Below are 22,979 nucleotides of genomic sequence, written 5' to 3'. Positions count from 1 at the left end.
TTCTTGCTCAGATTAATCTTCGCAATTAGATCAATGTTTTATAAATCCACTCTGCCGGAAACCTCCAACACAGCCGATACTTATTTATAGTAGTTCTTAGGGCAAAAAAATCGAGGAATAGGTTTTGCCTATAACACCTGCTTTCCTAATGCTTTAGGAAAGCCATAACTTTTACTTTAATATTAGATCTTCCTGCGCGGCGTGTAGGTGGTATGCAGTAATTGATGGGCTCTCTCTCCGTAAGGATCGCCCAAATAGTCTTTATACAGCGCGACGATTGCCAGATTTTCATGGGACTTGCGCAGGGGCTTGGCACGATCTTCACGGTAAATGGCGGCGGCACGGTGTTTAAGAATTTCCATATTGCCATGATGATAAGGTTGTCCGCCTCCTCCGATACATCCTCCCGGACAGGCCATGATCTCTATGACATCATAGGTGCTCTCCCCGGCTCTTATTTTCTCCAATACAGAGCGGGCGTTACCCAGGCCATGGATAACGGCAATTCGATAATCGTGTCCTGCTATGGGAATAACGGCTTCTTTAATTCCATTCATGCCTCTGAGAGCTTCAAACTCTACTTTTTCCAGAGTTTCCCCCGTCAGCATTTCATAAGCTGTCCGAAGAGCAGCTTCCAGAACTCCTCCGGTGGTCCCGAAAATAACGGCTGCACCCGTCGATTCCCCTAAAGGATAATCAAATTCTTGATCTTTAAGATGATCAAAATGAATGCTGGCTTCACGGATCATGCGAGCAAGTTCACGAGTCGTGATCACGATGTCCACATCTGCAGTGTCAGCACTTTGGGCAAGTTCAGGCCGAGCTGCTTCGTATTTTTTAGCAACACAAGGCATGACAGAAACCACTGTAATGCTTTTAGGATCAATGCCCAACGTTTTAGCATAATAGCTTTTTGTCAGGCTCCCTAACATTTGATGAGGGGATTTACAGGTTGAAGGGATATCTAAGAGATCCGGAAACTGATGTTCAAAGAATTTAACCCAGGCCGGGCAGCAGCTTGTAAGTAAGGGTAAACGCCCGCCATGTTTTATACGGTGCACAAGTTCGCTGGCTTCCTCCATGATTGTGAGATCGGCTGCAAAATCCGTGTCGAAAACGCGGTCAAATCCCAATCGTCGAAGAGATGCCACCATTTTCCCCGTAACCACTGTTCCCGATTCCAGGCCAAACTCCTCTCCTAAAGCAACCCGTACTGCCGGAGCAGTTTGTACAACGACAAATTGGTTAGGATCGTTGAGAGCTTTCCAAACTTTATCCACTTGGTCCACTTCAGTTAAGGCCCCTGTGGGACATACTGCCAAGCACTGTCCGCAAAAGGTGCAAGCGGTTTGACTTAGAGGCAAATCAAAGGCAGTTTTGATCACCGTTTCAAAACCACGACCCATGGCAGAATATACTCCAACCGTCTGAACTTCATTGCACATAGTTTCGCAGCGGCGGCAGCGAATGCATTTATTAGGGTCACGAACAATTGACGAACTTGACTGGTCAATTTCGAATTCAGATTCTACCCCTTCATAGCCGATGGTCCGCACACCTAACTCCGCAGCCAGCCTTCTCAAATCACAGTCCATATTCTTGGCGCAAGTTAAGCAAGATTTAGGGTGGTCAGAGAGCAGCAGCTCCACCATAGCTCTTCTAGCTTGGATGGCACGCAGGGAATCAGTTTTGATAACCATTCCTTCCATGACAGGAGTAGAACATGAAGAAGCTAAATTCCGCCGGCCTTCAATTTCTACGACACAGACCCGGCAAGAGGCTATGTTATTATTATAGTGCATTTCATGAAGTTTCATGTGGCAGAGAGTAGGAATATCTATATTAATAGTTCGGGCTGCTTCTAAAATAGTTGTTCCTTCCGGAACAGTCAGGGATATGTCATTAATCATTAGCTGAATATCCATTGGAAGTCCTCCTTCACGGGTGCCTTAATGACGAATAATGGCGCCGGTAACTCGGCATTGTTCCATACAGGCCCCACACTTTAAGCAACGTTCTTGGTCGATAGCATGGCGTTTTTTGGGTGAACCACTGATACAGCGTGAGGGACATTGTTTGGCACAACGGCCGCATCCTACGCATTTCTCAGTAATTTCATATTTCAATAGGCTCTTGCAGACGCCGGCGGGACAGGTTTTATCGACAACATGGGCAATATATTCATCCCGGAAGTATTTGAGAGTTGAGAGGATTGGATTAGGAGCACTTTGTCCCAGGCCGCAAAGAGCAGTGTCCTTGATGATATGGCACAGTTTTTCCATGTTTTCTATATCCTCTAAAGTCCCGTTGCCTTCCGTTATTTTTTCCAGAATTTCATGGAGCCGTTTTGTCCCCACCCGGCAGGCCGTACAGCGGCCGCAGGATTCGTCCATAGTAAATTCTTGGAAGAACTTAGCTATATCGACCATACAGTCATCCTCATCCAATACGATCAATCCACCGGAACCCATCATAGAGCCGATTGCCGATAACGATTCATAATCTATGGGAGAGTCTAAATATTTGGTCGGAATACATCCGCCGGAAGGTCCTCCGGTTTGGGCAGCTTTAAAGGTTTTATGCTTTTTGATGCCCCCGCCGATACCAAAAATGATTTCTCTGAGAGTTGTTCCCATGGGAACTTCCACCAGACCGACATTATTTACTTTGCCTGCCAGAGCAAAGACTTTTGTACCTTTGCTTTTTTCTGTCCCAATATTAGCGAACCATTCCGCTCCGTTGAGAATAATGGGAGGTATATTAGCCAATGTCTCGACATTATTAACGCAAGTTGGCTTACCCCACAAACCCTTTTGGGCAGGAAAAGGAGGTTTAACGGTAGGTTCTCCCCTGGAACCTTCAATAGAATGGATGAGTGCGGTCTCTTCCCCGCAGACAAAAGCACCGGCTCCGAATTTAAGTTCGATATCAAAACTAAAATCGCTGCCCAAGATTTGCTTGCCAAGCAAGCCATACTCCCGGGCCTGTTCAATAGCTACTTTTAAACGATGGATAGCGGCAGGATATTCCGCCCGAACGTATATGTATCCCTCGGTAGCTCCGATTGCAGCCCCAGCAATGGCCATAGCCTCAAGCACGCTGTGAGGATCTCCTTCTAAAACGGACCGATCCATAAAAGCCCCCGGATCGCCTTCATCAGCATTGCAAATGATATAGCGCTGGTCTGCTTGACTTTTGCGGGTGAATTCCCACTTGGCTCCCGTGGGGAAACCGGCACCGCCGCGTCCCCGCAGCCCGCTGACTTTAAGAACATCGATAACCTCAAGGGGGGTCATGCGAAATAGAACTTTCGCTAAGGCTTGATAACCATCCACAGCAATATATTCCAGGATATTTTCCGGTGCAACATAACCAACATTTCTAAGAGCAATCCGCAGTTGGTTATTGTAAAAGGGAATTTTCTCAGCATAACGCTCTTTAGTGTTGGGGTCCATATAAAGAAGGTGTTCAATTATCTTTCCTTCAATTAAATGTTCTTGCACTATGGCAGGGACATCTTCAGGAGAAACCTCACAATACGTGATATTGTCCGGATGAATCTGGATCATAGGGCCTTTTTCGCAAAACCCAAAACAACCTGGTTCGAAGACTTTTATTTGATCCGACAATCCTTGTCGATTGATTTCCTCTTCCAAAGATTGAGCGATTCGTGGACTGCCTGAGGAATGGCACCCCGGTCCCCCACAAACCATAATGTGCCTGACTAAACCGAGGGCATCTTTCGTGTTAACTGGTTGAGCAGCTTGGCGTGCCTCAATAAGCTTAAGACTTTGGGCCTTTAAAGCATTTAATTCATCAATGTTTTTAAGTTTCATATGGATTCCCTTCCTTCGATAACGGTTTTCCCGCTTAACCTTCCGGGCGGTACTTGGCTAAGACCTCGTTAATTTCTTGGGGCTCGTGCATTCGTCCATGGACTTCTCCATCAACGATCATAACCGGAGCAAGGCCACAGGCTCCGACACAACGCAGTGTTTCTAAAGTGAAAAGGTTATCCGGGGTAGTTTCACCGGCTTTTATTTTCAATTGATTTTCAAGTTCATTTTTTAATTTTTCAGCACCGCGTACAAAGCAAGCAGTACCCATGCATACATTAACGACATGTTCTCCACGGGGTTTCATAGTGAAATAAGAGTAGAAGCTTACGACACCATAGACCTTAGCCGAAGGAATATCTAGTTTTTGCGCAATATGCCACTGTACGTTATCAGGAAGCCATCCATATATTTCTTGGGCATAATGCAGAATTGCGATAAGGTTTTCCTTTTTGTTCGGCAAACTGTCAATATAGTTATCCAGTTTTTGCGCAAACTCGTTGGGTGAGTCACTGTTACACATATTCATCCTCCTTTTTTAATGATGGTAATCGGAATTTTGTTGGAACCAAGCAATAAACTAAATTTACCAAAGGATCATTAAATATGAGTATAGTTTAGCCTGATTAGTTTGAATTGTCTTCCTTATTAACATAATTAAAGTATTTTTTGAATAAATAAACCATTATTAAAATGCAATGAATTATGTAAGTGAATTATTTAAATGAATAATTTAAATAATTATTAAAAGTTATATTTTTCACAAAAATAACTCCTCGGAAGAACACCAACTTTGTAGTACACAGCAGATAATTACTTTATCATCTTATACCTTAAGAAAACTTAGCTGGCGCTAAGCCTCCGGCGAAAGCGGCAGGTTAGTTGCACTTATGCCAGAGGACGAAGACACTGTCTTCGCACGTATTAATTCTTCTTGCAATATTTAACCAAAGGTTATACTTTCTGATAGTACAAAAAAATATGCTTGGCAGCACCAGGCACAGAAGATTAAGAGGCAAGTTTATATTGCCCGCCTTTTCAAATAATATATAAACTTAGTGATAATTGGATTGTCCAATGTTTTTTAGCAACATCTGTTCAACAGTACATGCAGATAGCTAAACCAACTATGAAGGTCGTATGGTAATGGCTTACAACCTTTACAGCGGGATGAAAATCTTGACAGGCCGCCCCACCGTGCCGCATTTCTGTTCGGACTTTAATACACCTTGTTGTTCTAAAAATTCAAGATAACGACGTACGGTCACTCGAGTCAGCTTGACACCTTCCGCGACTTCTTCCGTAGAAATTGGGCGGTGATTTGCTTCCAGATAATGAACAATTTGGTTAAGAGTCGCTTTGTTTAAGCCCTTGGGGAGCCCATTTTCACCACTGCCCCAAGGGGTGTCCAGTCCGTACAATGGGTCAGTCCTAAAGGAAGCAGTTTCATCAGGGAAGGATTCACTGATGGTTTCACCGCCTTTGAACTGCTCAATAATAGTGTTGAAATTGCCTTTCGACTGAATGTTCTCAGAATTCGTCATTGCTGAACGATTTATTTCACCCGTCAACGTTTGAATTTGCTCCGCCATTTGAATAAATGCGTCCTCTAGTTTCTCAATCTCTTCAACGCCAGAGTGTTTTCCGAGGGCGAAATTCTCAGTTGCCGGTTCCTGAGTGCCCTTGACAATTTCCTGCCAAGAAGGGGAAATAAATTTGCGCAGTAAAAGCCAGGCCAGGAACGAGAGCAAAATCGTCCAGGCTAATCCTATTTCTGTTATTCTAATTAAAGATTTCTCTAAAGCTTCCTGCTCCGAGGCATGGGGAATTCCGACATAGAGCATGCCTATGATCATGCCGTTGTCTGCACGCAAGGGAAGATAGGCCGTTTGATATGGCTGACCGATGACATTTGCATCTCCAACATACATCTGACCATTCTTTAGCACTGCATCGATGACATTCATAGAAGCTTTAGTACCGATTGCCCGTTCGCCATTGGTACTGCGTATTGTTGTCGCTGTTCGCGTATCTCCTGAAAATAAAGTGACCGCATCCCCGGTGAGCTGAGCTATATGATCCACCATGTCGCTGTTAAGACTGATTTTCACAGTTCCTTTATACAGCTCCCCATCTCGTACGGTCCATGAGCCTGGATATTTTAAATCAATAAGCTCTCTGCAAATTGTCAAATCCGATTGTGCCTTGACAGAAGTCTCAGTTATAATGCGATGATTCATATACCAACCAAAAACAGATATTAAACCGGCCGCCAAAATAACAAGCGAACCCAGCAGAAGTAATGACATCTGATGTCTGAGCGAACGCACGGGTGCACCTCTTTCGTTGAATCCTAACTTACTTTTGATCTTTAGAGAATATATTCACGAATAAATCAGAAAAACCTCTTTTTTTTAACTAAATAATAAAAATTTGATTAAAGAGAAAGACAGGTACACTGCCTGAATTTAACAGTATACCCGCCCTGTGCTTTCAAAAAAATCTAATCTCTGTACCTTACTTATAAAACTCAGATGGATTTTACTTAAGACGATGTTTTGAAAGATCTTGAAATACCTTTAAAACCTCTTCGTCATCTTCAAGTCCGATGATGTTCTTCATTAGATGTTGATATCCCAATGACTTGGGTTTATTTTCGCTTATCCCTGATACCGGCCCTTCAGTAAATAGCGCCTCCAGAGAAAAGGAATCTTCTTGGGGGTCTTCTTGGATATCTTCTTGAGGTAGTTCCTCTATTCTGCATGAATCGTTAACTTCACGGAGCTCCGAACTCCCAGTATTTTGATTCAGCGTGGGAATCTTTATCATCTCGTCTTGAAGCAAAAACTTTTCTACAAGGCAATAGTTTTTCAGCATCATTCGCAATACTTCTTTAATGAACGTGCTTCTCAGATCCGGTTCTATTCGCTGTAAATCCTGCCAAAGTTCTGAGTCTGCCTCGTCAAAACTCAGGGTAATCGAGGATGGCAAAGGCGAAATCATACTGTCGGGTTTTCCTTTTTGGTAATTGAATTGATCAACGTTGATGCCATAATCCTAAAGCCTGTAGCATTTCCAAACTGGGGATTTTCAATCAATCTTTTATTTTCTAATTGTATATGTTCGAAGATCTTTTCTCCGACGTTGCCGGCAACGAGAACCGTGTGTATTTTTCCAAGCATAGGTTTCAGTGCTTTCTTCACTTCGCGGGTTATATCTGCACCCAAATGAGAAAGCATCGTCTGCATAATGGGATTAAGATTCAACGATCCGTTATTCCAAGGATATTGTCCTTCATTGACACGGAATATTTTATCCAGTTCTTTATCATCCGTCTCAATGGGATTAGCGTGATTGCTAGTCATTTCTTTAAGCTTTTCCGCCACGCCGGTATATGCCCATTTCAAACCCTTTTCAATACTAAAAGAGTTGGGAGGATCGAGCATAACGCCATCATAAAAGGTTGCGATATCTGTCGTCCGGAAACCGGCATCGATAACCACTACATAACCATTAAAAAGTTTCTCATCGGTAGGCAGTCCATACTCATCGAGGGTTTCTTTAATGAACACGCCGTAACTTTGCGGAAGTACCCGCGACCTTAGAATATTGAGATGACGCGTTACCCCCTCTAAGGGACCCGAAAGGAATTTTACAGAGAAGGACCCCTTTAACTCTGCTTCATACTTTTCTTTCAAGTTAGAATAGTATTTCACCGGCACACCTGTTCCCAAATAAATATTGACTTTGGGGGTTTGTTGAGCCAGGGCTAAAGCCACTACTAATAATGAGGTTGCTTCTTCATCGGAAGATTTATCTTCATCCCAGCAATAATGAGCTTCATTAGGATTTAAACTCTCTGCTAAACTCCCCATAAAATAATGATTTTCAACACCTGTGGAATTATTTTTAACAATCACATCAAGCGAAGAAATTTGCGTTTCAATATCTGTCCCTTTATCCATTAAAACATTCCCTAAGGTTGAAAAAATCCGTTCATTACCTTTACAGATCACTGCAGGAAATAAGATTTTTGCATCGCGGGTGTCTAGTTTAATCGCTCCAAACCCCGGATCAGCTCCGGCTATGAGAATATCACTATCAAGCACACTCGTTCCCCCTCGCCAAGATTCTAATAAAATCCGCACATACTTCATTAAACTGCTAATAGTTACCATTATATACGAATATTTTCCGCTTGTAAAAATGTATATCCCTACCATATAGTTCTTAATGTCGGAAAATGACAATCTGCAAATTTTGCAAACGCCCTTGAATGTATTAAAATATTATTAAGATAGAATTTTATGAGGTGACATTAAGATGAGAAGAATAGCTGCTTGTTTTTTACTTATTTTTCTGGTATTAGGGGTAACCGCCTGCAATACGAAAACTCCAAATGGCACCACTCAAAACACAGTAACCTATACAAAAGAATTTTCATATCTTCCTGCATACGGCAACATGGAGTATCAAAGTCTTACCGAAACGAATCAAGGTCAAACCGCCAGGTATCTTATCAAAAACACAACAGTTGATAAAGTCTTAACCGGTTATGGTGATATTCTCAAAACGGACGGTTGGACATTAAATTGGAGCTATACGAAAGACAAAAAACCTGCCAGTCTTGTTGCCCAGAAAGACAATCATACCGTTGCCTTATTACCGCGGCAAGACAACAAAGATGTTTTATTAATAGTCTCAGTTCCCAAGTAAACACCATCAGTGACTTAAGTGACACTCGGCCAATCCCCACAGCAGGAGTATGCGTAATGAGTTGCAGTGGGACGATTAGCTCGTCCGCTTATCGACATGGCAGGGCAGTACGAGAAATACCCAGGAAAATGGGTTGTGTAAAACTTAATTCAGAAAATCCAAAGTGGGGTCAATAGCCAAAGGCGTTATCATTTCACTACTATAGTGGAGTGACAACGCCTTTCTTTAGTGTTAGGGGAGCAAAAGCGGGGATGCAATGCGGGGACCAACAAGTTTTGGCACAGTCCCATTTTCCTTCTCGGAATACTATTCCTTGTAAAGATCTCTCAGTAGGGTTATTTCCTTGGCGTAGCCTTGAACATCGTTAGGGGTTTCCAGAAAAAAGGGCAGATGACGGAGTCTGGGATGGTTGATAACTCTTGTTATCGCTTCTAAACCGATCGAACCTTCACCGATTTTAGCGTGGCGGTCCTTATGGCTTGCCCTGGAATTCATGCTGTCATTGAGATGGATGGCAGAGAGCCTCTCTAACCCAATAACCTTATCAAAGGTATCAAGCACCCCATCGAGGTCATTGACAATGTCGTATCCGGCATCATAAACATGACAAGTGTCTAAACAAACGCCCATTTTTTCGGTAAGAACGACTCCATCTAAGATCTGTTTAATCTCTTCAAAGGTTCGGCCTACCTCGGTACCTTTACCTGCCATGGTTTCGAGCAATACTGTTGTCGTCTGTTCAGGCTTTAAGAGATTATTCAACTGCGCTGCTATCTGCTGAATACCGACCTCTGAACCTTGTCCTCCATGACTTCCGGGATGAAAGTTATAAAGGTTGCCGGGGATATACTCCATTCGAATCAGATCGTCAGCCATAACTTGGGCTGCAAATTCCCTTGTTTTTTCCTCAGGGGAACAAGCATTGAGTGTATAGGGAGCATGAGCCAGAATAGGGGCAAACTGATTTTCCTTCATTATTTTGAGCAATTCCTCTGTATCCTTGGGATCAATTTCTTTGGCTTTACTGCCTCTTGGATTACGGGTAAAGAACTGAAATGTATTGGCGTTTATTTTTAGGGCCTCATTGCCAATTGCTTTAAATCCTTTAGAAATAGATAGATGACAGCCAATTTTCAACATTCTTATCCTTCTTTCCGATGTATGGTTTTGTGCCCTCGATAAATCCCCGTCTTTAATTCGTTAATATAGTCTTCTTTCTCAGGCATATCCGTTAAATCTGCCTGATGAATTGCCAGCTCTATATCATAAGGAACTCTCACTAGTGCTATAGAAAACGACGCTGGGTTTCGATCATCCAAAGCTCCCTCAATGATGCCATAGGAGGCTTGAGTGATATCCAAGGGATTGCCGACGCTGCCAACATTAAAAATAGTCTTTCCAGCAAAATGATCGATATGAGCACCATGTATATCCCCATAGCCAACCACATCTGCTTCGGCATCAAGGGTAGAAGTGGCCTCAAATAATTGCAAGCGTTCGGCTTGTTCCGTTGAGAGGTAAACTCGATGGAAAAGGTCATTAGGCGATGCATGACATAACCTTAATAACTTGCCGCTGATATAAAATTCTTTATAGACTGGCAATTCTTTCAGATACCTTAAGCGTTCCGCACCCAACCTGTTCTGATGCCAGCTTAGTACCCCTTCCCTCTTTTGTTCTGTTAAATAATAATCCCAATTGCCTTTAATGACGACTTCACAGTGATCTCTAATGGTATCAACTGCTTCTGCCGGGTTAGGTCCTTTACCAGCTAAATCTCCCAGGCAAAAGATTCTTGGAATCTTTTTGCGTTTAATATCGTCAAGTACCGCCTCTAAGGCTGGGATATTACCATGAATATCGGATATTATTGCAATTCTCTCCATATTGTCTCCTTACCTTACCTTTTCTACTAGTTACTTTACACCTTTTCAGAGTGACATAGAAGCATATATTTCATCCTCATTTATACAATGACTAATAAGAGCATTCCGTGCTCCTTCTTATTTTCTCCAATTAATCATGATGATTAATTGGGGAAAACAACTAAGGAGATACTTAATGGGGGTGATGATAATTCAAGATGTTTCAAGACGCATACACGTCTCTGTTAATTCCTTTATCTATAATATTAGAGAACGGCAATCCTTTGTCTCCTCTTTGCAGGAACTTAGCTGCGGAAAAAGAGTTCTCTTTGCCTGTATAGGTACGGATCGAGCAACAGGCGACAGTCTGGGACCTCTTGTCGGCACAAATTTAAAGCGCTCGGGACACACTGTCTTAGGGACATTGGAGGAACCCCTGCACGCTCAAAATCTGATTCAAAAACTAAATGAAGTTTCCGCTAATCTACAGCCCGATTTAATCATTGCCATTGATGCCTGCCTCGGCAGAGCAGAGGATATTGGGAAAATTACCTTAGCCGATTCACCATTAATTCCCGGTGCTGCAGTCCATAAAAATTTGCCCACGGTGGGTGATATTTCAATTTTAGGAGTTGTCAATGTAGGTGGCTTTTGCGAACTTCAAGTACTTCAGGGTACCCGTCTTCATACGGTTATGAAACTAGCCAATGACATTACTCATCTAATTTGGCGGGCCATACCAATTTCCCATGGATACTCCACCCTGCGTAAACAAGGAGTGAACTCGTTCAGCTAAAGCTGAACATCGGGGCTTCGGTGGGGGACTCTACCCACCGAAGCAGAGACCGGGGACCACTCCCACTTAAGAAGTGGGAGTCTCACGATTGGATTAATATTTAAAATACATCTGTCCAACATAGATTATGTATTTGCGAGGAAATATCTCTGCTTTTTTGTGCCCCGACCTTGAAATTTCCTTAAGTTATACTTATAATTATTCTAATTATTATATTTTGTTAGGAGGAATTATTTTTATGCTAGAGGTAGGAGACAAAGCTCCTGATTTTGAGGCGGAAGCAAGTGATGGCAGAAAGATCACTTTGTCGGAATTTATAACTGAAGGGAAGAAAGTTATTCTCTATTTTTACCCCAAAGATATGACGTCCGGATGCACAACTGAAGCCTGCGACTTTCGTCAGTATCATCCGAGCTTTGAAGAAGCAAAAACAGTTATCATTGGGGTTAGTAAAGACACGATGTCGAGTCACCATAAGTTCATTGAAAAATTTCGGCTGCCCTTCCTCCTGATCAGTGATCAGGACTTAGAAATCATTAAATTATATGGTGTATGGAAAGAAAAGACTATGTATGGAAAAAAGTCTATGGGCGTTGTACGTACTACTTTCCTGATCGATGAAAAGGGCATAATCAGGAAAATCTATTCCAAAGTGAAAGTTGCTGGGCATGTCGCCCAAGTTTTAAGTGATCTCACGACAATTTAATTCATAAGTTGGGAGTAGAGACACCACCCAAGCCCCGGGTTTCAGCTTTAGCTGATGAGTTCACTTTTTGCCGAAGTCCAATAATAATTGAATTATGTAAAGAACAAGGGATAGGTGTTGATGGATAACAGAGGCCTATTCCTTTTCAGTGTCCAATAAAGTAATATGAAAAATTTGGTGAATCCTATTAAACTATGTCGTATATTATTGTATACTTATGTTAATTTAAGAAAAAGGGGCCTCCATATGAACTTCACCTGTAGATACGATCTGAAAGGATTTTCGAATGAGCTAGGTCTTCCTCTGAAGGATATGGCTGACCTTTTCTCAGAACTTATCAAGGAAATTAAGGGTGAATTACTCGAAGCAAGAAACGTCTTAGAAACTAGGAACCTTGAATCACTGAAGCAAATTAACCATAACATCAAAGGGATATCGGCAAACTATAGAATCCTAGACCTCTATGAGCAATCTTGCCAAATAAGTAATGCTCTAAAAATTAGTTGTGACAATCAAACACTTCAGAGTCTTTTTGATAACCTCTTCCTCACTTTCGAAAGTGCAGTCCAAGAAATAATTGCCTTTTTCGCGCATGAGGGTATTGATATCAGTCAATAATCCTGCCTTGGATAATGGCCTCTCTTAGACTAAAAATAAATTGCGTATAAACATGTAAAAGAGGTAATTATATTGAAGGTTTTAATAGCCGATGATCAGAAACTTTTAAGAGAAAGCTTCAGAACAATTATCGAACGAAACAGTGAAATAAAGGTCGTAGCCTGTGCTTCTAATGGCAAAGAAGCCTATGAATTATGCGGAAAGCTCAGGCCCGATGTTGTACTCATGGATATTTCCATGCCTTTATGCAATGGAACTGAAGCAACAAAATTAATCAAATCACAATACCCCAACATTAAGGTACTAATTGTCACTGCATCCGATGATCAAATTGATGTTTGTCAGGCTATCCGCAACGGTGCAGACGGCTATATTCTAAAATCAGTTGGAACCGAAGAATTAATCCTATCCATCAAAAGCACATTCCTCGGTTTGCAAATTATACATAAAGACGTTTTTAAGCCTGAAACATTCGCCGGCCATTCCGAAGAACCAAAAGCACCCAGAAACAACCAAATTACCGTCGAGGGAGTTGATGTAAAGCTTACCGACCGGGAATTGGATATTATCGAAATGATTGTCGAAGGAAAGGATAACAAAGAAATAAGTGCCTCACTGTTTATTGCTGAAGGAACTGTAAAAAATATCATCACGACGATAATCTCTAAACTACACCTCAAGGATAGAACACAACTTGCAGTGTTCGCTATCAAGAATTCCCTGATCTGAGGAAGAAAGACACTCTCCGAGCTGGCGCCCACGAAGACACTGTTAAGCACCACTAAGCAGCATTAGGGTCTGATAGTATTAAAAAGTCAAACTGGTTACTGTCCATCTCAAGACAGTAACCAGTTTTCTGATGTTATGGGCAATGAGGATAAAATCCACTCTCAATCCGTATTCACTAAGCAGATGAGCTCAGGTCGCTGTTGAAAGCACGTTATTGCTGAGATTGATTTATTCCTGATCTTTGGTCAAATATTTTCCGAGCATTTCTTCGAGTGCTGCCAGGGTCACCGGTTTACTTATATAATCGTCCATACCTGCCGCGACACACCTTTCACGATCACCTTCCATAGCATGAGCGGTCATGGCGATAATAGGAGAATGCTTATTTAAACTACTCATTTTTCTTATTCTATCTGTTGCTTCATAGCCGTCCATCACAGGCATTTGGCAGTCCATAAAGATAATATCGTATTTTCGAGTATCACATAATTCAACCGCTTGTTTTCCGTTCACGGCTATGTTTGCTGAATAACCAAGCCTTTTCAGCATAATCAGTTCTATCCGTTGATTAACCTCTTTGTCTTCAACGAGTAAAATACTGAGATCAGCCATTTGTTTATAGTTTTCAGCCGTAGTTAGCAGGGGGATTTGTGGTTCCTCTGGGGCAGCGGCTTCTGAAGCGGCAAAACCAGAAATCGCTTTAAGCAATTCCTTCTTGCGGACAGGCTTACAAATGTATCCCGAAAATCCTATCGTTTTAATTAATCTAGCATCAAGCCGAGCTGCAGAACTAAGCAGAATTAGTTTGATATGTTTAAACCTTTCTATCTCTTTAACCTTTTTGCCAAATTCAATCCCGGTCATTTCCGGCATCATATAGTCAACAAGGATAATTTGAGGCAGGTTTTCATCTCCCAGTCCTTTAAGAATCTCGAGACCCTCCCTACCGTTATTGACGCTCATAACCTTACAGTTGGTTTCTTTTAGGTATTCCCGGAAGATCATTCTGTTGCTTTCGTTATCGTCAACAATTAATAGATTTAACCCCTCCAAACTTGTGGATTGCAAATCATCCTCAACTTTGATTTCACTTTTCTCCATCTCTAAAGTTAGAGTAAATGTACTTCCCCTGCCGAGCTCACTATTTACTGTTATACTGCCGCCCATCAGTTCCAAGATCCTTCGGGATATGGCAAGTCCCAGACCCGTTCCTTCATACTTCCGCGTTGTTGAAGCATCTGCCTGAGTGAATACTTGGAATAAACACTTCATGTCCTCTTCAGAAATGCCTATGCCGGTATCCTTAATATCAATTTGCAAAAGCACCTTATCTTCAATTTCTTTAAGCGCTGTTATTTTAAGCGTTACTTCACCTTTATCTGTAAACTTAACAGCATTGCCAATAATATTATTCAAAACTTGCCGTAATCTGCCGGGATCTCCTTGCACTTGGCTGGGAACTCCCTCTGCGATAAACGATAGAATTTCAATTCCCTTACTATGGGCTTTCGGAGAAAATAGAGAAACTGAATCCTCAATAAGTTTGTAAAGATCAAACGGAGCGTTATCTATAAACATCTTACCGGCTTCAATTTTGGAGTAATCCAAGATATCATTGATCAATACAAGAAGAGCATCCGTTGAAGCTTTAACCTCAGCAATATAACTTGCTTGTTCTTTTTCTAAAGGCATTGTGGAAAGGAGTTCAATATAACCAATAATCCCGTTCATAGGTGTCCGAATTTCATGAGACATGTTGGCGAGGAACTGACTTTTGGCTACGTTGGCTGCTTCTGCAGCTTCCTTAGCCTTTATCAGTTCTTGTTCAGTCTTTTGTTTTTCTTCCAGACTTTCAATAAATACATTAAACCATTGATATAATTCGCTCATCTCATCATTTAAGGAAACCGGCAAACGAGTTTTAAAATCGATGGTACCTTTTTGAATTTCCTTAAAGAAATTTGTTACTCTCTTGATACGATTTACAAACTTCCTGCCGATCAGGAAAATGGACAGAAACACAAAAATAATGGAAACCGCAAAAAGCAGCCCTAAGTTTGTATCTTTAATCTTGTTGATAATACTTTCTTCGGGAATAAGCGCCAGAAACATCCATGAGTTCTTATTGGATTTATCGTAAAGGACGAACTTATCATCACCATTAACAGTCGTTTTAAAACTTCCGGAGTTTTCATTAGCCAGTTTAAGTAAATTCCCGTCCGTCATGCTGCCGATTTCTGACTTATCCGGGGAATAAACGATTTTGTTTTCCTTATCCAAGATCAGATATTTTGTATCATTGTAAGTGTTCGCAAAATGACTGTAGAAAACGTCAAGATTATAGTTCACTATAAGTATGCCTACCGGCTCTTCTTTAAGGGAAATCGGGTCAATTCTCTTTAAAATCGTCCCAATGACAATAACCTTTTTAGAACGCGATCCGAGATTGATATTCTCTCCGACGCCCTCCCAGAGAATCGGGGTTGGAGAGTTCAAGGCTTTTTGATACAAAGTATTCAGTTCATTTTTATTAATTTCTTGTTCATTCAAGATGTCCCCCACATGATAATGCTGGCCTTTTAAGGAAAAAACGTCAATGGATACAAGACCTTTTAGATTAGTAAAGCTGTTCAGAATATAATCAATCATACCTTGTATCCTCTGCCGCTTCTGATCGGAGACACTTTTTCCATCCTTAGCTAAGACCATTTTGATATAATCAATGCTTGATATGTCAGCCATCAGACCTTCAACATTATCCATAAGATCATTCAAATTGCGTTGTTTCTCTGTCATTAGGTTTTTGGCAGACATGGTTATTTCGTTGGTCAGGGCAGTTTTTGTTTTAACGTAAGACATCCTGCCCAAAATAGCCATAGGAAGTACACAGATAATTATTAAAACGATAGCAAGTTTTTTAGTAATGCTGAGTTTGATTGGTTTTTTCAACATAGGAATATCCTTTCGGTCCAATTTCTAGGGCCTCACAACTGACACCTCTGTCAATTCTGCACTTTTCAAGTATTTCCTGCAAAAAAATTGAAGCAATTCTATATAACTACTTATTTTACGATTTTTCTGCGTGCAGACCAGTGAACTCGTTCAGCTAAAGCCGAACATCGGGGCTTCGATGGGGGACTCTACCACCGAAGCAGAGACCGGGGACCACTCCCACTTATAGAAGTGGGAGTCTCACGATTGGATGACTTACTCTCCTTGCCGAAACAGCTAGATACATACTGTTGACATTGATCGCCTGAATCTAAATATGGCGATGGTAAATAATAATTGTTAACAAATAATGAAGGCTAGGGTGTAATCCATGAACGAATTAAAAACAAAGTTTGGGGCTGAAAAACTAGGCCGCCTTAAAAAGGTGTTGCTGCATAGCCCCATCGAATCCCTCCCTGTTATTTCAGAAGATAATTACAAATACCATCTATTTAATTTTGTACCCGAAATCGATCAATACTTAAAAGAATATGAACAATATGCACAAATACTGCGGGAACACGATGTCCAGGTCCTATTTGTCAGAGATTTCGTGCGGCAGACTAAAGACTTACTACCAATTCTCCCCAATTTGCCTTATCTTCATGATACTGCTGTTATCACAAGCAAAGGAGCCATTCTATCGAAAATGTGCCCCGGCTCCAGGGCAGGCGAAGAACAGGTCGTTAAAGAGGCTCTTACAAATATCGGTATACCTATCTTTCATGAATTTAAAACCCATGAAAAATTCGAAGGCTGTTTAATGTTGTCCCCTGCAGCCTTAATTATTGTGAATACCGAACGTTCAAATCCCGGCACCATCGAAGGATTTTTTTCTAAAGCCCTGGAGATATTTGAAGAAATCATTTACGTCGAGGCACCACAGGCCCGGAGGTTCATGCATGCAGATATGATTTTTAGCAGGATTAGCGAAGACTTAGCCTTGTATTTTCCTCCTGCATTCCTCAAGACATATCTAATCAGTAAGCAAAAACGGATGGAAATTGACTTCAAGTCATATCTGGAAAAAAAGTCGATTGAGCTAATACCAATCAGTGATGAAGAGCAAAGAAATTGGGGGTGCAGCTTTGTGCCTCTTGAACCTAAAAAATTTATTCACTATGATTTGGCCTTAGACGTTCAGACTAAAAAAGCGCTGAATGAACGCGGAGTTCAAATCCACGAATTTCGCCCCAAAGCCCTATTGGCTGGCGGCGGAAGTCTTCGCTGCCTAACTTTAAGGCTTTGGCGGGCTTCCAATTAAACACCTGACCAACTATTCATTTTCCAATGGAATAGTACTATAATGGAAAAACAATATAAAAAATGAATCCTGGGTTAAGGTGGTCGATAGTTCATGAATCCAATCGATAAATCAATTGTACAGCCAGCGCTTAACAGTTTTCTCAACCGCGAGGTTTATCTCCACCTTGAGACGACCAATGGGGCATATGCCGCTCATCGACAAGAAAGCCAAATGACGGTTGGGGCCTATATTCGCAATGGCCTTATCACTTATGTCCGGGGAACCATCACAGGTGACGGGCCCTACCGTGTGGGTCTGAAGATGAACAGCGGCTGGGTCTACGCCGAAGGACTGACCGACTTTGAACTGAATCAAGAGGGCCAGCTCCTGCTCGCCGGTCATGACCAGGAGGGACGGCTGGCCGTAGCTTTGGAACTTAGTTTAGAACCCTTTGAATTGTAATAATCGTACCGAGATGATCCTGCAGATAATGATATTTATTTTCAAATCAGGAGTCTGAAATGAATTGACCTGGGAGGAATATGCTTTGGAACGACACGTTCTGGTAGTTTTTCCACATCCGGACGACGAAACCTTTGGATGTGGCGGGACTTTAGCACTCTTTGCCAAATCGGGAGTTCCGATTACTTATGTTTGCGGAACTTTAGGACAGATGGGACGCAACATGGGCAAGCCTTTCTTTGCCAATCGGGAATCTTTGCCTAAAATCCGGGAAGCGGAGTTAGAGGAAGCGTGCAAGGCGATCGGGATTCAACATCTGATTAAGCTCGGCTTACGGGATAAAACCATTGAGTTTGAAGACCCCGAACCCTTAATCAATAAAATCGGGGAGATTCTCCGGGAGGTCCGGCCTTCCCTGGTGCTTACTCACTATCCCGGATATGCGGTACATCCGGATCATAATGCGCTTGGAGAATTGACAATCAAGGCCCTTTCCCGTCTCTCCCCTCAAGAACGCCCCACCGTCTATGCCCATGCTTTTGCCCGCGATTGTCAGGACATTATCGGCCCGCCGGATATCGTCAACGATATTTCGGCCGTAGCTGATGTAAAGTTCGCTGCTATCCTGGCACACCGCTCACAATCGCAAGTATTTTTGCCCCGTAACGCCTCTGGGCAAGTTAAAGAACCCTCGAAGAACTTTTATAGTCAAAGACTTCAACAAGAGTCTTTCTGGACCTATCACTTTTCTTGAGACGGTTAGAGTTCTTTAGTTCCTAAGTTCTTTAACTCTCAAGTTCTAACGCTTCTAGGGATCTCAAGATCCTCTAAGCTTTGACTTTTTTAATTCTTATAAACAGAATTTCATGTGGAGCTGAGGATTTGATGAAAAGATTATTCAACGTATTGAAATCCAAAGATTAATGGATATTCACCAGAATATTAATGACTCAGCCAAAATCGAACAGGCTGAGTCTCTTCTGTATTTTACACTGAACACAACTTTGAGAGGAGTCTCTACCGCCTGTGTGAAGATCTTGAAGAAATTTAATGTGGTTATACCAATGACGGCAAACAAAAAAGGAATTATCATAGTAAAAACGAAAAAAGGTATAGAGTAAACTATTAACCACCTATAGAAATTATTTTCTAATTATGTGTGAGGAAGGGGAGGAAATTTAATAACAAAATGTTCAATAATCAAAGTGATAAAAAAATTAGGCACAAGTTAAGGCAGCCTATTTATATTCCTTCCCCTCATCAATGGTCTGACAAGGAAGTTACTGTCTCTTGGCTAGGCCATGCAACGTTTCTCATCAACTTCTTTGGCACAAGGATTCTTCTCGATCCTGCTCTTAATTCTCATATCGGCATTACGCCTCTGGGCAACCTGACATTAGGTCCCAGCCGTTATATAGCCTCTCCTTTGCAGTGGAACGAAGTCGGCCCCCTTGATTTGCTGCTTGTCTCCCATGCTCATACCGATCACTTTGATTATCCTTCGTTGCGCAGGCTGCAATCTCCTAAAACAATTGCCGTTACCGCCAAAAATACCCTTCCTTTGTGGAAGGGTATGAAATTTCAAGCTATTGAAGAAATGCACTGGCAAGACTGTAAGTCTTTCTCCGGAGTCAGCATCAAAGCTATTGAAGGGAAACACTGGGGGGCCCGAATACCTTGGAAGAAAGGTATGGAAGCCAACAGCTTTCTTCTCTCGAAAAATGATGTCCATATCTTCTTCGGGGCTGATACAGGCTATACCGAGCTTTTTCGGCAACAACTTCAGGGATCGAAAATTGACTTAGCCATCATGGGGATTGGCGCCTACTCTCCTAAATCCTTTGAAGCAAGCCACGCTACTCCTGAACAAGCTTGGAGAATGGCTCAGGAAATCTCGGCCCAATGGATTATTCCTATGCATTGGGGAACCTTTAAGTTGTCCCAGGAACCCATAGAAGAACCTATTGTTCGTTTTCGTCAGGCAGCGTCCGGAGAGACAGAAAGGATAGCGATTCAGGAAGTAGGAGATACATGGATTCTGCCCCGTTGAAAATCCTCCATTGCCCAATTTCTTTAAGTGACCGTTCAGGTCACTTTATTATTAAAAAATGGTTTTTACATGAGCAGCTATTTGAGCCAAAACCTTAGAACTTCCCACTTGATCCTTCTGTCATTTTCCTGTACAGGTCAAGTAATTCATAGGTTACAGTTCGTTCCGGAAAGTTATGCGTACCCAATCGAAATACCGGCATGATGCCTAACAAAGCATTGCTTATAAACATCTCCTGAAAGGATTCCAGATCGTTAGGGAGAATATGAATTTCTTTTACATCATAGTTTTCGAGCAGCCAACGGCGGACTGTACCGGCCAATAGACCACAGTTGGCGGCAGGTGTGTAGAGTTGTTTATTCGAAATAAAAAAGAGATTGGATACAGTTCCTTCCGTCAGCTCCCCCTTAGAATTAAGAAATACGGCCTCATCATAACCGCTGCGTAACGCCAAGCGTCTTTGGAGGAAATTGTCACCTTGGTTTAGAGATTTAATTCCTGTCAGCGGAGATGTTTCATTTCTGCGCGTTGAACTAAATATTAATGAGAATCCTTGAGTGTAGTGCTCATTGGTATAGGCATTCTTCCGCGTTTCCCAGACTGTATTATTCTGCGATACGCTAATCCGCAGCACATCTTCATTTACCGGCATCCGGCTAATATGATAGGCTATATCCTCTTCTAAAGAAAGCGGCATTGGGATTTCCAACGTATCTAGAGCGTTTAGAAGACGTTCCAAGTGATACGGAAGAAGGATCCCTTTGCCGTTTTTCACAGAAATCGTCTCAAAAGCACCGAGACCCAACCGGTATCCATCATCTAAGACAAAGTCATTTAAAGGTCTCATTTCATAGCCTCCAATAAAGCTTTAGCTTTTTGCTCGGTTTCTTCAAATTCAAATTCCAAATCGGATTCACAGGTAATCCCGCCGCCAACCCCCAAATGATACGTCCCGTCTTTATAGACAGCCGTACGAATCACAATATTAAAATCGCAGCTATTATCTAAGGACAGATACCCTATGGACCCGGTATAAATCCCTCGGCGGGAGTGTTCCAACTCATCAATGATTTCCATGGCTCTCCGCTTGGGTGCTCCGGTAATTGAGCCGCCGGGAAACATTGCCGTCAGAAGATCCATTGAAGTCACACCTTCTTTAAGTTTGCCGGTAATCGTCGCCACCAGATGGAATACTGTCGCATAGGCTTCAACTTCGAATAACTGGGGAACTTCTACGCTTCCTGGTACACAAACTTTGTTCAGGTCGTTCCGCTCCAGATCGACAATCATCAATAATTCGCTTCGATCTTTGGCTGAATGCAATAATTCTGCTCGCAATGCGTTGTCCTCTGCGGGATTTCCTCCTCTTTTTCTGGTCCCTTTAATGGGGCGTGTTTCCGCAATCCCAGCGGTTAACTTTAATAAACGCTCCGGTGAAGAACAAACCATCTTAAAATCCCCGTAATTTAAATAGCCGCTAAAAGGTGCAGGGTTGTTCCTATGGAGCCGTAAAAACACCTCATAGGGCTGAACCTGACTTTCCACCCTGATTTGACGGGTCATATTTGTTATATAGATATCGCCTTCAACGATATAATTAATCACCTTGTTGATCGCTTCAAGGTATTCCTCTTTTTCGAAGTCAGAACAGATGCAGGGACCCTTTTGGGCAATTTCGGGTTGGAGTAGGGTATGTGTGCGGCAATTCAGTCTTTCCTGTAAATCCTTCTCCAAAGCGGCTAGACTATCTTCCCCGTTATTCAAGCACCCTGCGGCAGCCAGATAGATCTTTCTGTTTTTTTTATCTTCGATAATAAAATGCTCATAAAAAATAAATAATGCTTCCGGGATATCGACGATCTTGGGGTGACGGGAGGAGAGTTTCAGCGACCTCATACCAAAATCGTAGGTAAGATAACCAACAGCTCCTGAGAGCAGGGGAAGAGCTGTTGGATTCTCTTCCTCATGGTGCAGCAAATAGTCGGAAATATAACCTGTCAATGTCCCTTTTTGAGGGACGCCGTTTACAAACAATTCACCGTTTCTGTCCTCAATTCTCAGATAGGGATGAATTCCGATGATCGAATAATTTCCATACATGTTTTTCAAAGAAGAATCCAGGAACACGGTGTCTTTTTCTTCAGCATAGCTTGAATAAATATCGACAGCAGGACAGTAACCGGACCACTCCTTGTAGTCAGCCATTCTCTATTCTCCTTGTTTCAGCGATGTTAACGAAATTTCTTAGAACCTCATACCCATATTGAGATAAAATTGCCTCGGGATGAAACTGTACTCCAAATACGGGAAGCTTCTTATGGGATACGGCCATAATAGCTCCATCTTCAGCCCTGGCATCCACCCGCAAACAATCGGGCAAGGAATCCTCTGCGATGACTAAAGAATGATAGCGGGTTACAGCAAAGGTCTCCGGAAGTCCCTGTAAAACACCCGTATCGTAATTGTTAATCCTAGTAATTTTCCCGTGCATTGGCCGAAAGCCTTTGCTAACTTTGGCTCCGAATGTATGCCCAATAAGCTGATGGCCAAGGCAGACTCCCAAAATCGGAAGGCGATGGCCAAAGGAACGAAGAATGGCGGCAGAATGTTCACAGTCTTTGGGATGCTTGGGGCCGGGAGATAAGATTATCCCTTCGAGATTTTCGATTTGTTCGATACAACGCGGTGTGGCTTTATCACTGCTGATCACTCGAACAAAGCAGTTCAACACTTCAAAATACGCCTTAAGGTTATAAACAAACGAGTCATAATGATCAATCATTAAATACATCTTCTTCCCCTTCCTTTAGCCATCCGGAAATTGAGAAAATAAAACGTATACAACCGAAAGTGACCTTTCCGATAGAATAAAAAAACCGAAAACACCAACAGACGGAAATTTGTTGAATGTTTTCGGCAGTCTTCCAATTTTCATTGGGCACACCTTTTTATTAAGTTGACTTA

The 22,979-nt window shown here is 42.1% G+C and carries 21 protein-coding genes; 9 read left to right on the top strand and 12 right to left on the bottom strand.

Annotated features, from left to right (window positions below; all coding sequences use genetic code 11):
* Positions 1-182 precede the first annotated feature (182 nt).
* The 6 genes from DESACI_RS01490 to DESACI_RS01465 form a co-directional block, all read right to left on the bottom strand.
* Positions 183-1,925, bottom strand: a complete 1,743-nt coding sequence (locus tag DESACI_RS01490; RefSeq protein WP_014825387.1) for an NADH-dependent [FeFe] hydrogenase, group A6 — start codon at positions 1,923-1,925, stop codon at positions 183-185.
* A gap of 24 nt (positions 1,926-1,949) precedes the next feature.
* Entirely contained in the window at positions 1,950-3,836 is a 1,887-nt protein-coding gene (locus DESACI_RS01485; RefSeq protein WP_014825386.1) for an NADH-quinone oxidoreductase subunit NuoF, read from the bottom strand.
* 34 nt (positions 3,837-3,870) lie between these two features.
* Complete coding sequence (gene nuoE / locus DESACI_RS01480; protein ID WP_014825385.1) at positions 3,871-4,359, bottom strand: NADH-quinone oxidoreductase subunit NuoE; 489 nt, start codon at positions 4,357-4,359, stop codon at positions 3,871-3,873.
* 637 nt (positions 4,360-4,996) lie between these two features.
* Positions 4,997-6,166, bottom strand: a complete 1,170-nt coding sequence (locus DESACI_RS01475) for a cache domain-containing protein (RefSeq protein ID WP_014825384.1) — start codon at positions 6,164-6,166, stop codon at positions 4,997-4,999.
* Between the two features lie 211 nt (positions 6,167-6,377).
* Entirely contained in the window at positions 6,378-6,839 is a 462-nt protein-coding gene (locus DESACI_RS01470) for a hypothetical protein (RefSeq protein ID WP_014825383.1), read from the bottom strand.
* Positions 6,836-7,945, bottom strand: coding sequence for a ParM/StbA family protein (locus DESACI_RS01465; RefSeq protein ID WP_041275931.1), 1,110 nt, complete (start codon positions 7,943-7,945; stop codon positions 6,836-6,838). Before DESACI_RS01465 ends, DESACI_RS01470 begins: the two co-directional genes overlap by 4 nt.
* 214 nt (positions 7,946-8,159) lie before the next feature.
* On the opposite strand from DESACI_RS01465, the gene DESACI_RS01460 reads away from it, so the two are divergent.
* Positions 8,160-8,552, top strand: coding sequence for a hypothetical protein (locus DESACI_RS01460; protein ID WP_014825381.1), 393 nt, complete (start codon positions 8,160-8,162; stop codon positions 8,550-8,552).
* Positions 8,553-8,858: 306 nt separating this feature from the next.
* Here DESACI_RS01460 and DESACI_RS01455 read toward each other — a convergent pair whose 3' ends face one another.
* On the bottom strand, positions 8,859-9,692 hold the full coding sequence (locus DESACI_RS01455) for a deoxyribonuclease IV (protein WP_014825380.1): 834 nt from the start codon (positions 9,690-9,692) through the stop codon (positions 8,859-8,861).
* 2 nt (positions 9,693-9,694) lie between these two features.
* On the bottom strand, positions 9,695-10,438 hold the full coding sequence (locus DESACI_RS01450) for a metallophosphoesterase family protein (RefSeq protein ID WP_014825379.1): 744 nt from the start codon (positions 10,436-10,438) through the stop codon (positions 9,695-9,697).
* Positions 10,439-10,613: 175 nt separating this feature from the next.
* Here DESACI_RS01450 and yyaC point away from each other — a divergent pair, with 175 nt between their 5' ends.
* The 4 genes from yyaC (at position 10,614) to DESACI_RS01430 (ending at position 13,266) form a co-directional block, all read left to right on the top strand.
* Positions 10,614-11,213, top strand: coding sequence for a spore protease YyaC (yyaC, locus tag DESACI_RS01445; RefSeq protein WP_014825378.1), 600 nt, complete (start codon positions 10,614-10,616; stop codon positions 11,211-11,213).
* Positions 11,214-11,451: 238 nt separating this feature from the next.
* Positions 11,452-11,919, top strand: coding sequence for a thioredoxin-dependent thiol peroxidase (bcp, locus tag DESACI_RS01440; RefSeq protein ID WP_014825377.1), 468 nt, complete (start codon positions 11,452-11,454; stop codon positions 11,917-11,919).
* 246 nt (positions 11,920-12,165) lie between these two features.
* Positions 12,166-12,537 (top strand): hypothetical protein, encoded by a 372-nt coding sequence (locus DESACI_RS01435; RefSeq protein ID WP_014825376.1) that lies wholly within the window; start codon positions 12,166-12,168, stop codon positions 12,535-12,537.
* Between the two features lie 69 nt (positions 12,538-12,606).
* The gene (locus DESACI_RS01430; protein ID WP_041275930.1) at positions 12,607-13,266 is read left to right on the top strand and encodes a response regulator transcription factor; all 660 of its coding nucleotides are present in this window, start codon (positions 12,607-12,609) and stop codon (positions 13,264-13,266) included.
* Between the two features lie 228 nt (positions 13,267-13,494).
* Here the strand turns inward: DESACI_RS01430 and DESACI_RS01425 are convergent, their stop codons facing one another.
* Positions 13,495-16,239, bottom strand: coding sequence for a HAMP domain-containing sensor histidine kinase (locus DESACI_RS01425; protein ID WP_014825374.1), 2,745 nt, complete (start codon positions 16,237-16,239; stop codon positions 13,495-13,497).
* A gap of 349 nt (positions 16,240-16,588) precedes the next feature.
* On the opposite strand from DESACI_RS01425, the gene DESACI_RS01420 reads away from it, so the two are divergent.
* The 4 genes from DESACI_RS01420 to DESACI_RS01400 all read left to right on the top strand — a co-directional run bounded on the left by DESACI_RS01420 (position 16,589) and on the right by DESACI_RS01400 (position 20,015).
* A complete protein-coding gene (locus DESACI_RS01420) occupies positions 16,589-17,521 on the top strand; it encodes a dimethylarginine dimethylaminohydrolase family protein (protein WP_014825373.1) in 933 nt (310 codons plus the stop codon).
* A 93-nt stretch (positions 17,522-17,614) separates the two neighbouring features.
* On the top strand, positions 17,615-17,965 hold the full coding sequence (locus DESACI_RS01415) for a YojF family protein (RefSeq protein ID WP_014825372.1): 351 nt from the start codon (positions 17,615-17,617) through the stop codon (positions 17,963-17,965).
* Positions 17,966-18,050: 85 nt separating this feature from the next.
* Positions 18,051-18,719 carry a bacillithiol biosynthesis deacetylase BshB2 gene (gene bshB2, locus DESACI_RS01410; protein ID WP_041276197.1) on the top strand — a complete coding sequence of 223 codons (669 nt, stop codon included), beginning with the start codon at positions 18,051-18,053 and terminating at the stop codon, positions 18,717-18,719.
* Positions 18,720-19,154: 435 nt separating this feature from the next.
* Positions 19,155-20,015 carry an MBL fold metallo-hydrolase gene (locus DESACI_RS01400; RefSeq protein ID WP_014825370.1) on the top strand — a complete coding sequence of 287 codons (861 nt, stop codon included), beginning with the start codon at positions 19,155-19,157 and terminating at the stop codon, positions 20,013-20,015.
* A 94-nt stretch (positions 20,016-20,109) separates the two neighbouring features.
* On the opposite strand, the gene DESACI_RS01395 is transcribed toward DESACI_RS01400, so the two are convergent.
* From DESACI_RS01395 to DESACI_RS01385, 3 genes are read right to left on the bottom strand one after another with little or no spacing between them, the layout of a single operon-like run.
* Positions 20,110-20,862 (bottom strand): aminotransferase class IV, encoded by a 753-nt coding sequence (locus DESACI_RS01395; RefSeq protein ID WP_014825369.1) that lies wholly within the window; start codon positions 20,860-20,862, stop codon positions 20,110-20,112.
* The gene (pabB, locus tag DESACI_RS01390; protein WP_014825368.1) at positions 20,859-22,220 is read right to left on the bottom strand and encodes an aminodeoxychorismate synthase component I; all 1,362 of its coding nucleotides are present in this window, start codon (positions 22,218-22,220) and stop codon (positions 20,859-20,861) included. The genes DESACI_RS01395 and pabB overlap by 4 nt, the downstream gene beginning before the upstream one ends.
* Positions 22,213-22,806, bottom strand: coding sequence for an anthranilate synthase component II (locus tag DESACI_RS01385; RefSeq protein WP_014825367.1), 594 nt, complete (start codon positions 22,804-22,806; stop codon positions 22,213-22,215). The genes pabB and DESACI_RS01385 overlap by 8 nt, the downstream gene beginning before the upstream one ends.
* Positions 22,807-22,979 lie beyond the last annotated feature (173 nt).

It is taken from the genome of Desulfosporosinus acidiphilus SJ4, assembly GCF_000255115.2.
GTDB classification, from domain to species: Bacteria; Bacillota; Desulfitobacteriia; order Desulfitobacteriales; family Desulfitobacteriaceae; genus Desulfosporosinus; species Desulfosporosinus acidiphilus.
Note: the sequence above shows the minus strand (reverse complement) of the source record. Positions and strands in the feature narration are given on the sequence as shown.

Bases quoted from the DNA above. Each gene is read 5' to 3' on its own strand.
- DESACI_RS01490 (WP_014825387.1), bottom strand. From the start codon at position 1,925: ATGGATATTCAGCTAATGATTAATGACATATCCCTGACTGTTCCGGAA.
- DESACI_RS01485 (WP_014825386.1), bottom strand. From the start codon at position 3,836: ATGAAACTTAAAAACATTGATGAATTAAATGCTTTAAAGGCCCAAAGT.
- nuoE (WP_014825385.1), bottom strand. From the start codon at position 4,359: ATGTGTAACAGTGACTCACCCAACGAGTTTGCGCAAAAACTGGATAAC.
- DESACI_RS01470 (WP_014825383.1), bottom strand. From the start codon at position 6,839: ATGATTTCGCCTTTGCCATCCTCGATTACCCTGAGTTTTGACGAGGCA.
- DESACI_RS01460 (WP_014825381.1), top strand. From the start codon at position 8,160: ATGAGAAGAATAGCTGCTTGTTTTTTACTTATTTTTCTGGTATTAGGG.
- DESACI_RS01455 (WP_014825380.1), bottom strand. From the start codon at position 9,692: ATGTTGAAAATTGGCTGTCATCTATCTATTTCTAAAGGATTTAAAGCA.
- DESACI_RS01450 (WP_014825379.1), bottom strand. From the start codon at position 10,438: ATGGAGAGAATTGCAATAATATCCGATATTCATGGTAATATCCCAGCC.
- yyaC (WP_014825378.1), top strand. From the start codon at position 10,614: ATGGGGGTGATGATAATTCAAGATGTTTCAAGACGCATACACGTCTCT.
- bcp (WP_014825377.1), top strand. From the start codon at position 11,452: ATGCTAGAGGTAGGAGACAAAGCTCCTGATTTTGAGGCGGAAGCAAGT.
- DESACI_RS01435 (WP_014825376.1), top strand. From the start codon at position 12,166: ATGAACTTCACCTGTAGATACGATCTGAAAGGATTTTCGAATGAGCTA.
- DESACI_RS01420 (WP_014825373.1), top strand. From the start codon at position 16,589: ATGAACGAATTAAAAACAAAGTTTGGGGCTGAAAAACTAGGCCGCCTT.
- DESACI_RS01415 (WP_014825372.1), top strand. From the start codon at position 17,615: ATGAATCCAATCGATAAATCAATTGTACAGCCAGCGCTTAACAGTTTT.
- DESACI_RS01400 (WP_014825370.1), top strand. From the start codon at position 19,155: ATGTTCAATAATCAAAGTGATAAAAAAATTAGGCACAAGTTAAGGCAG.
- DESACI_RS01395 (WP_014825369.1), bottom strand. From the start codon at position 20,862: ATGAGACCTTTAAATGACTTTGTCTTAGATGATGGATACCGGTTGGGT.
- pabB (WP_014825368.1), bottom strand. From the start codon at position 22,220: ATGGCTGACTACAAGGAGTGGTCCGGTTACTGTCCTGCTGTCGATATT.
- DESACI_RS01385 (WP_014825367.1), bottom strand. From the start codon at position 22,806: ATGTATTTAATGATTGATCATTATGACTCGTTTGTTTATAACCTTAAG.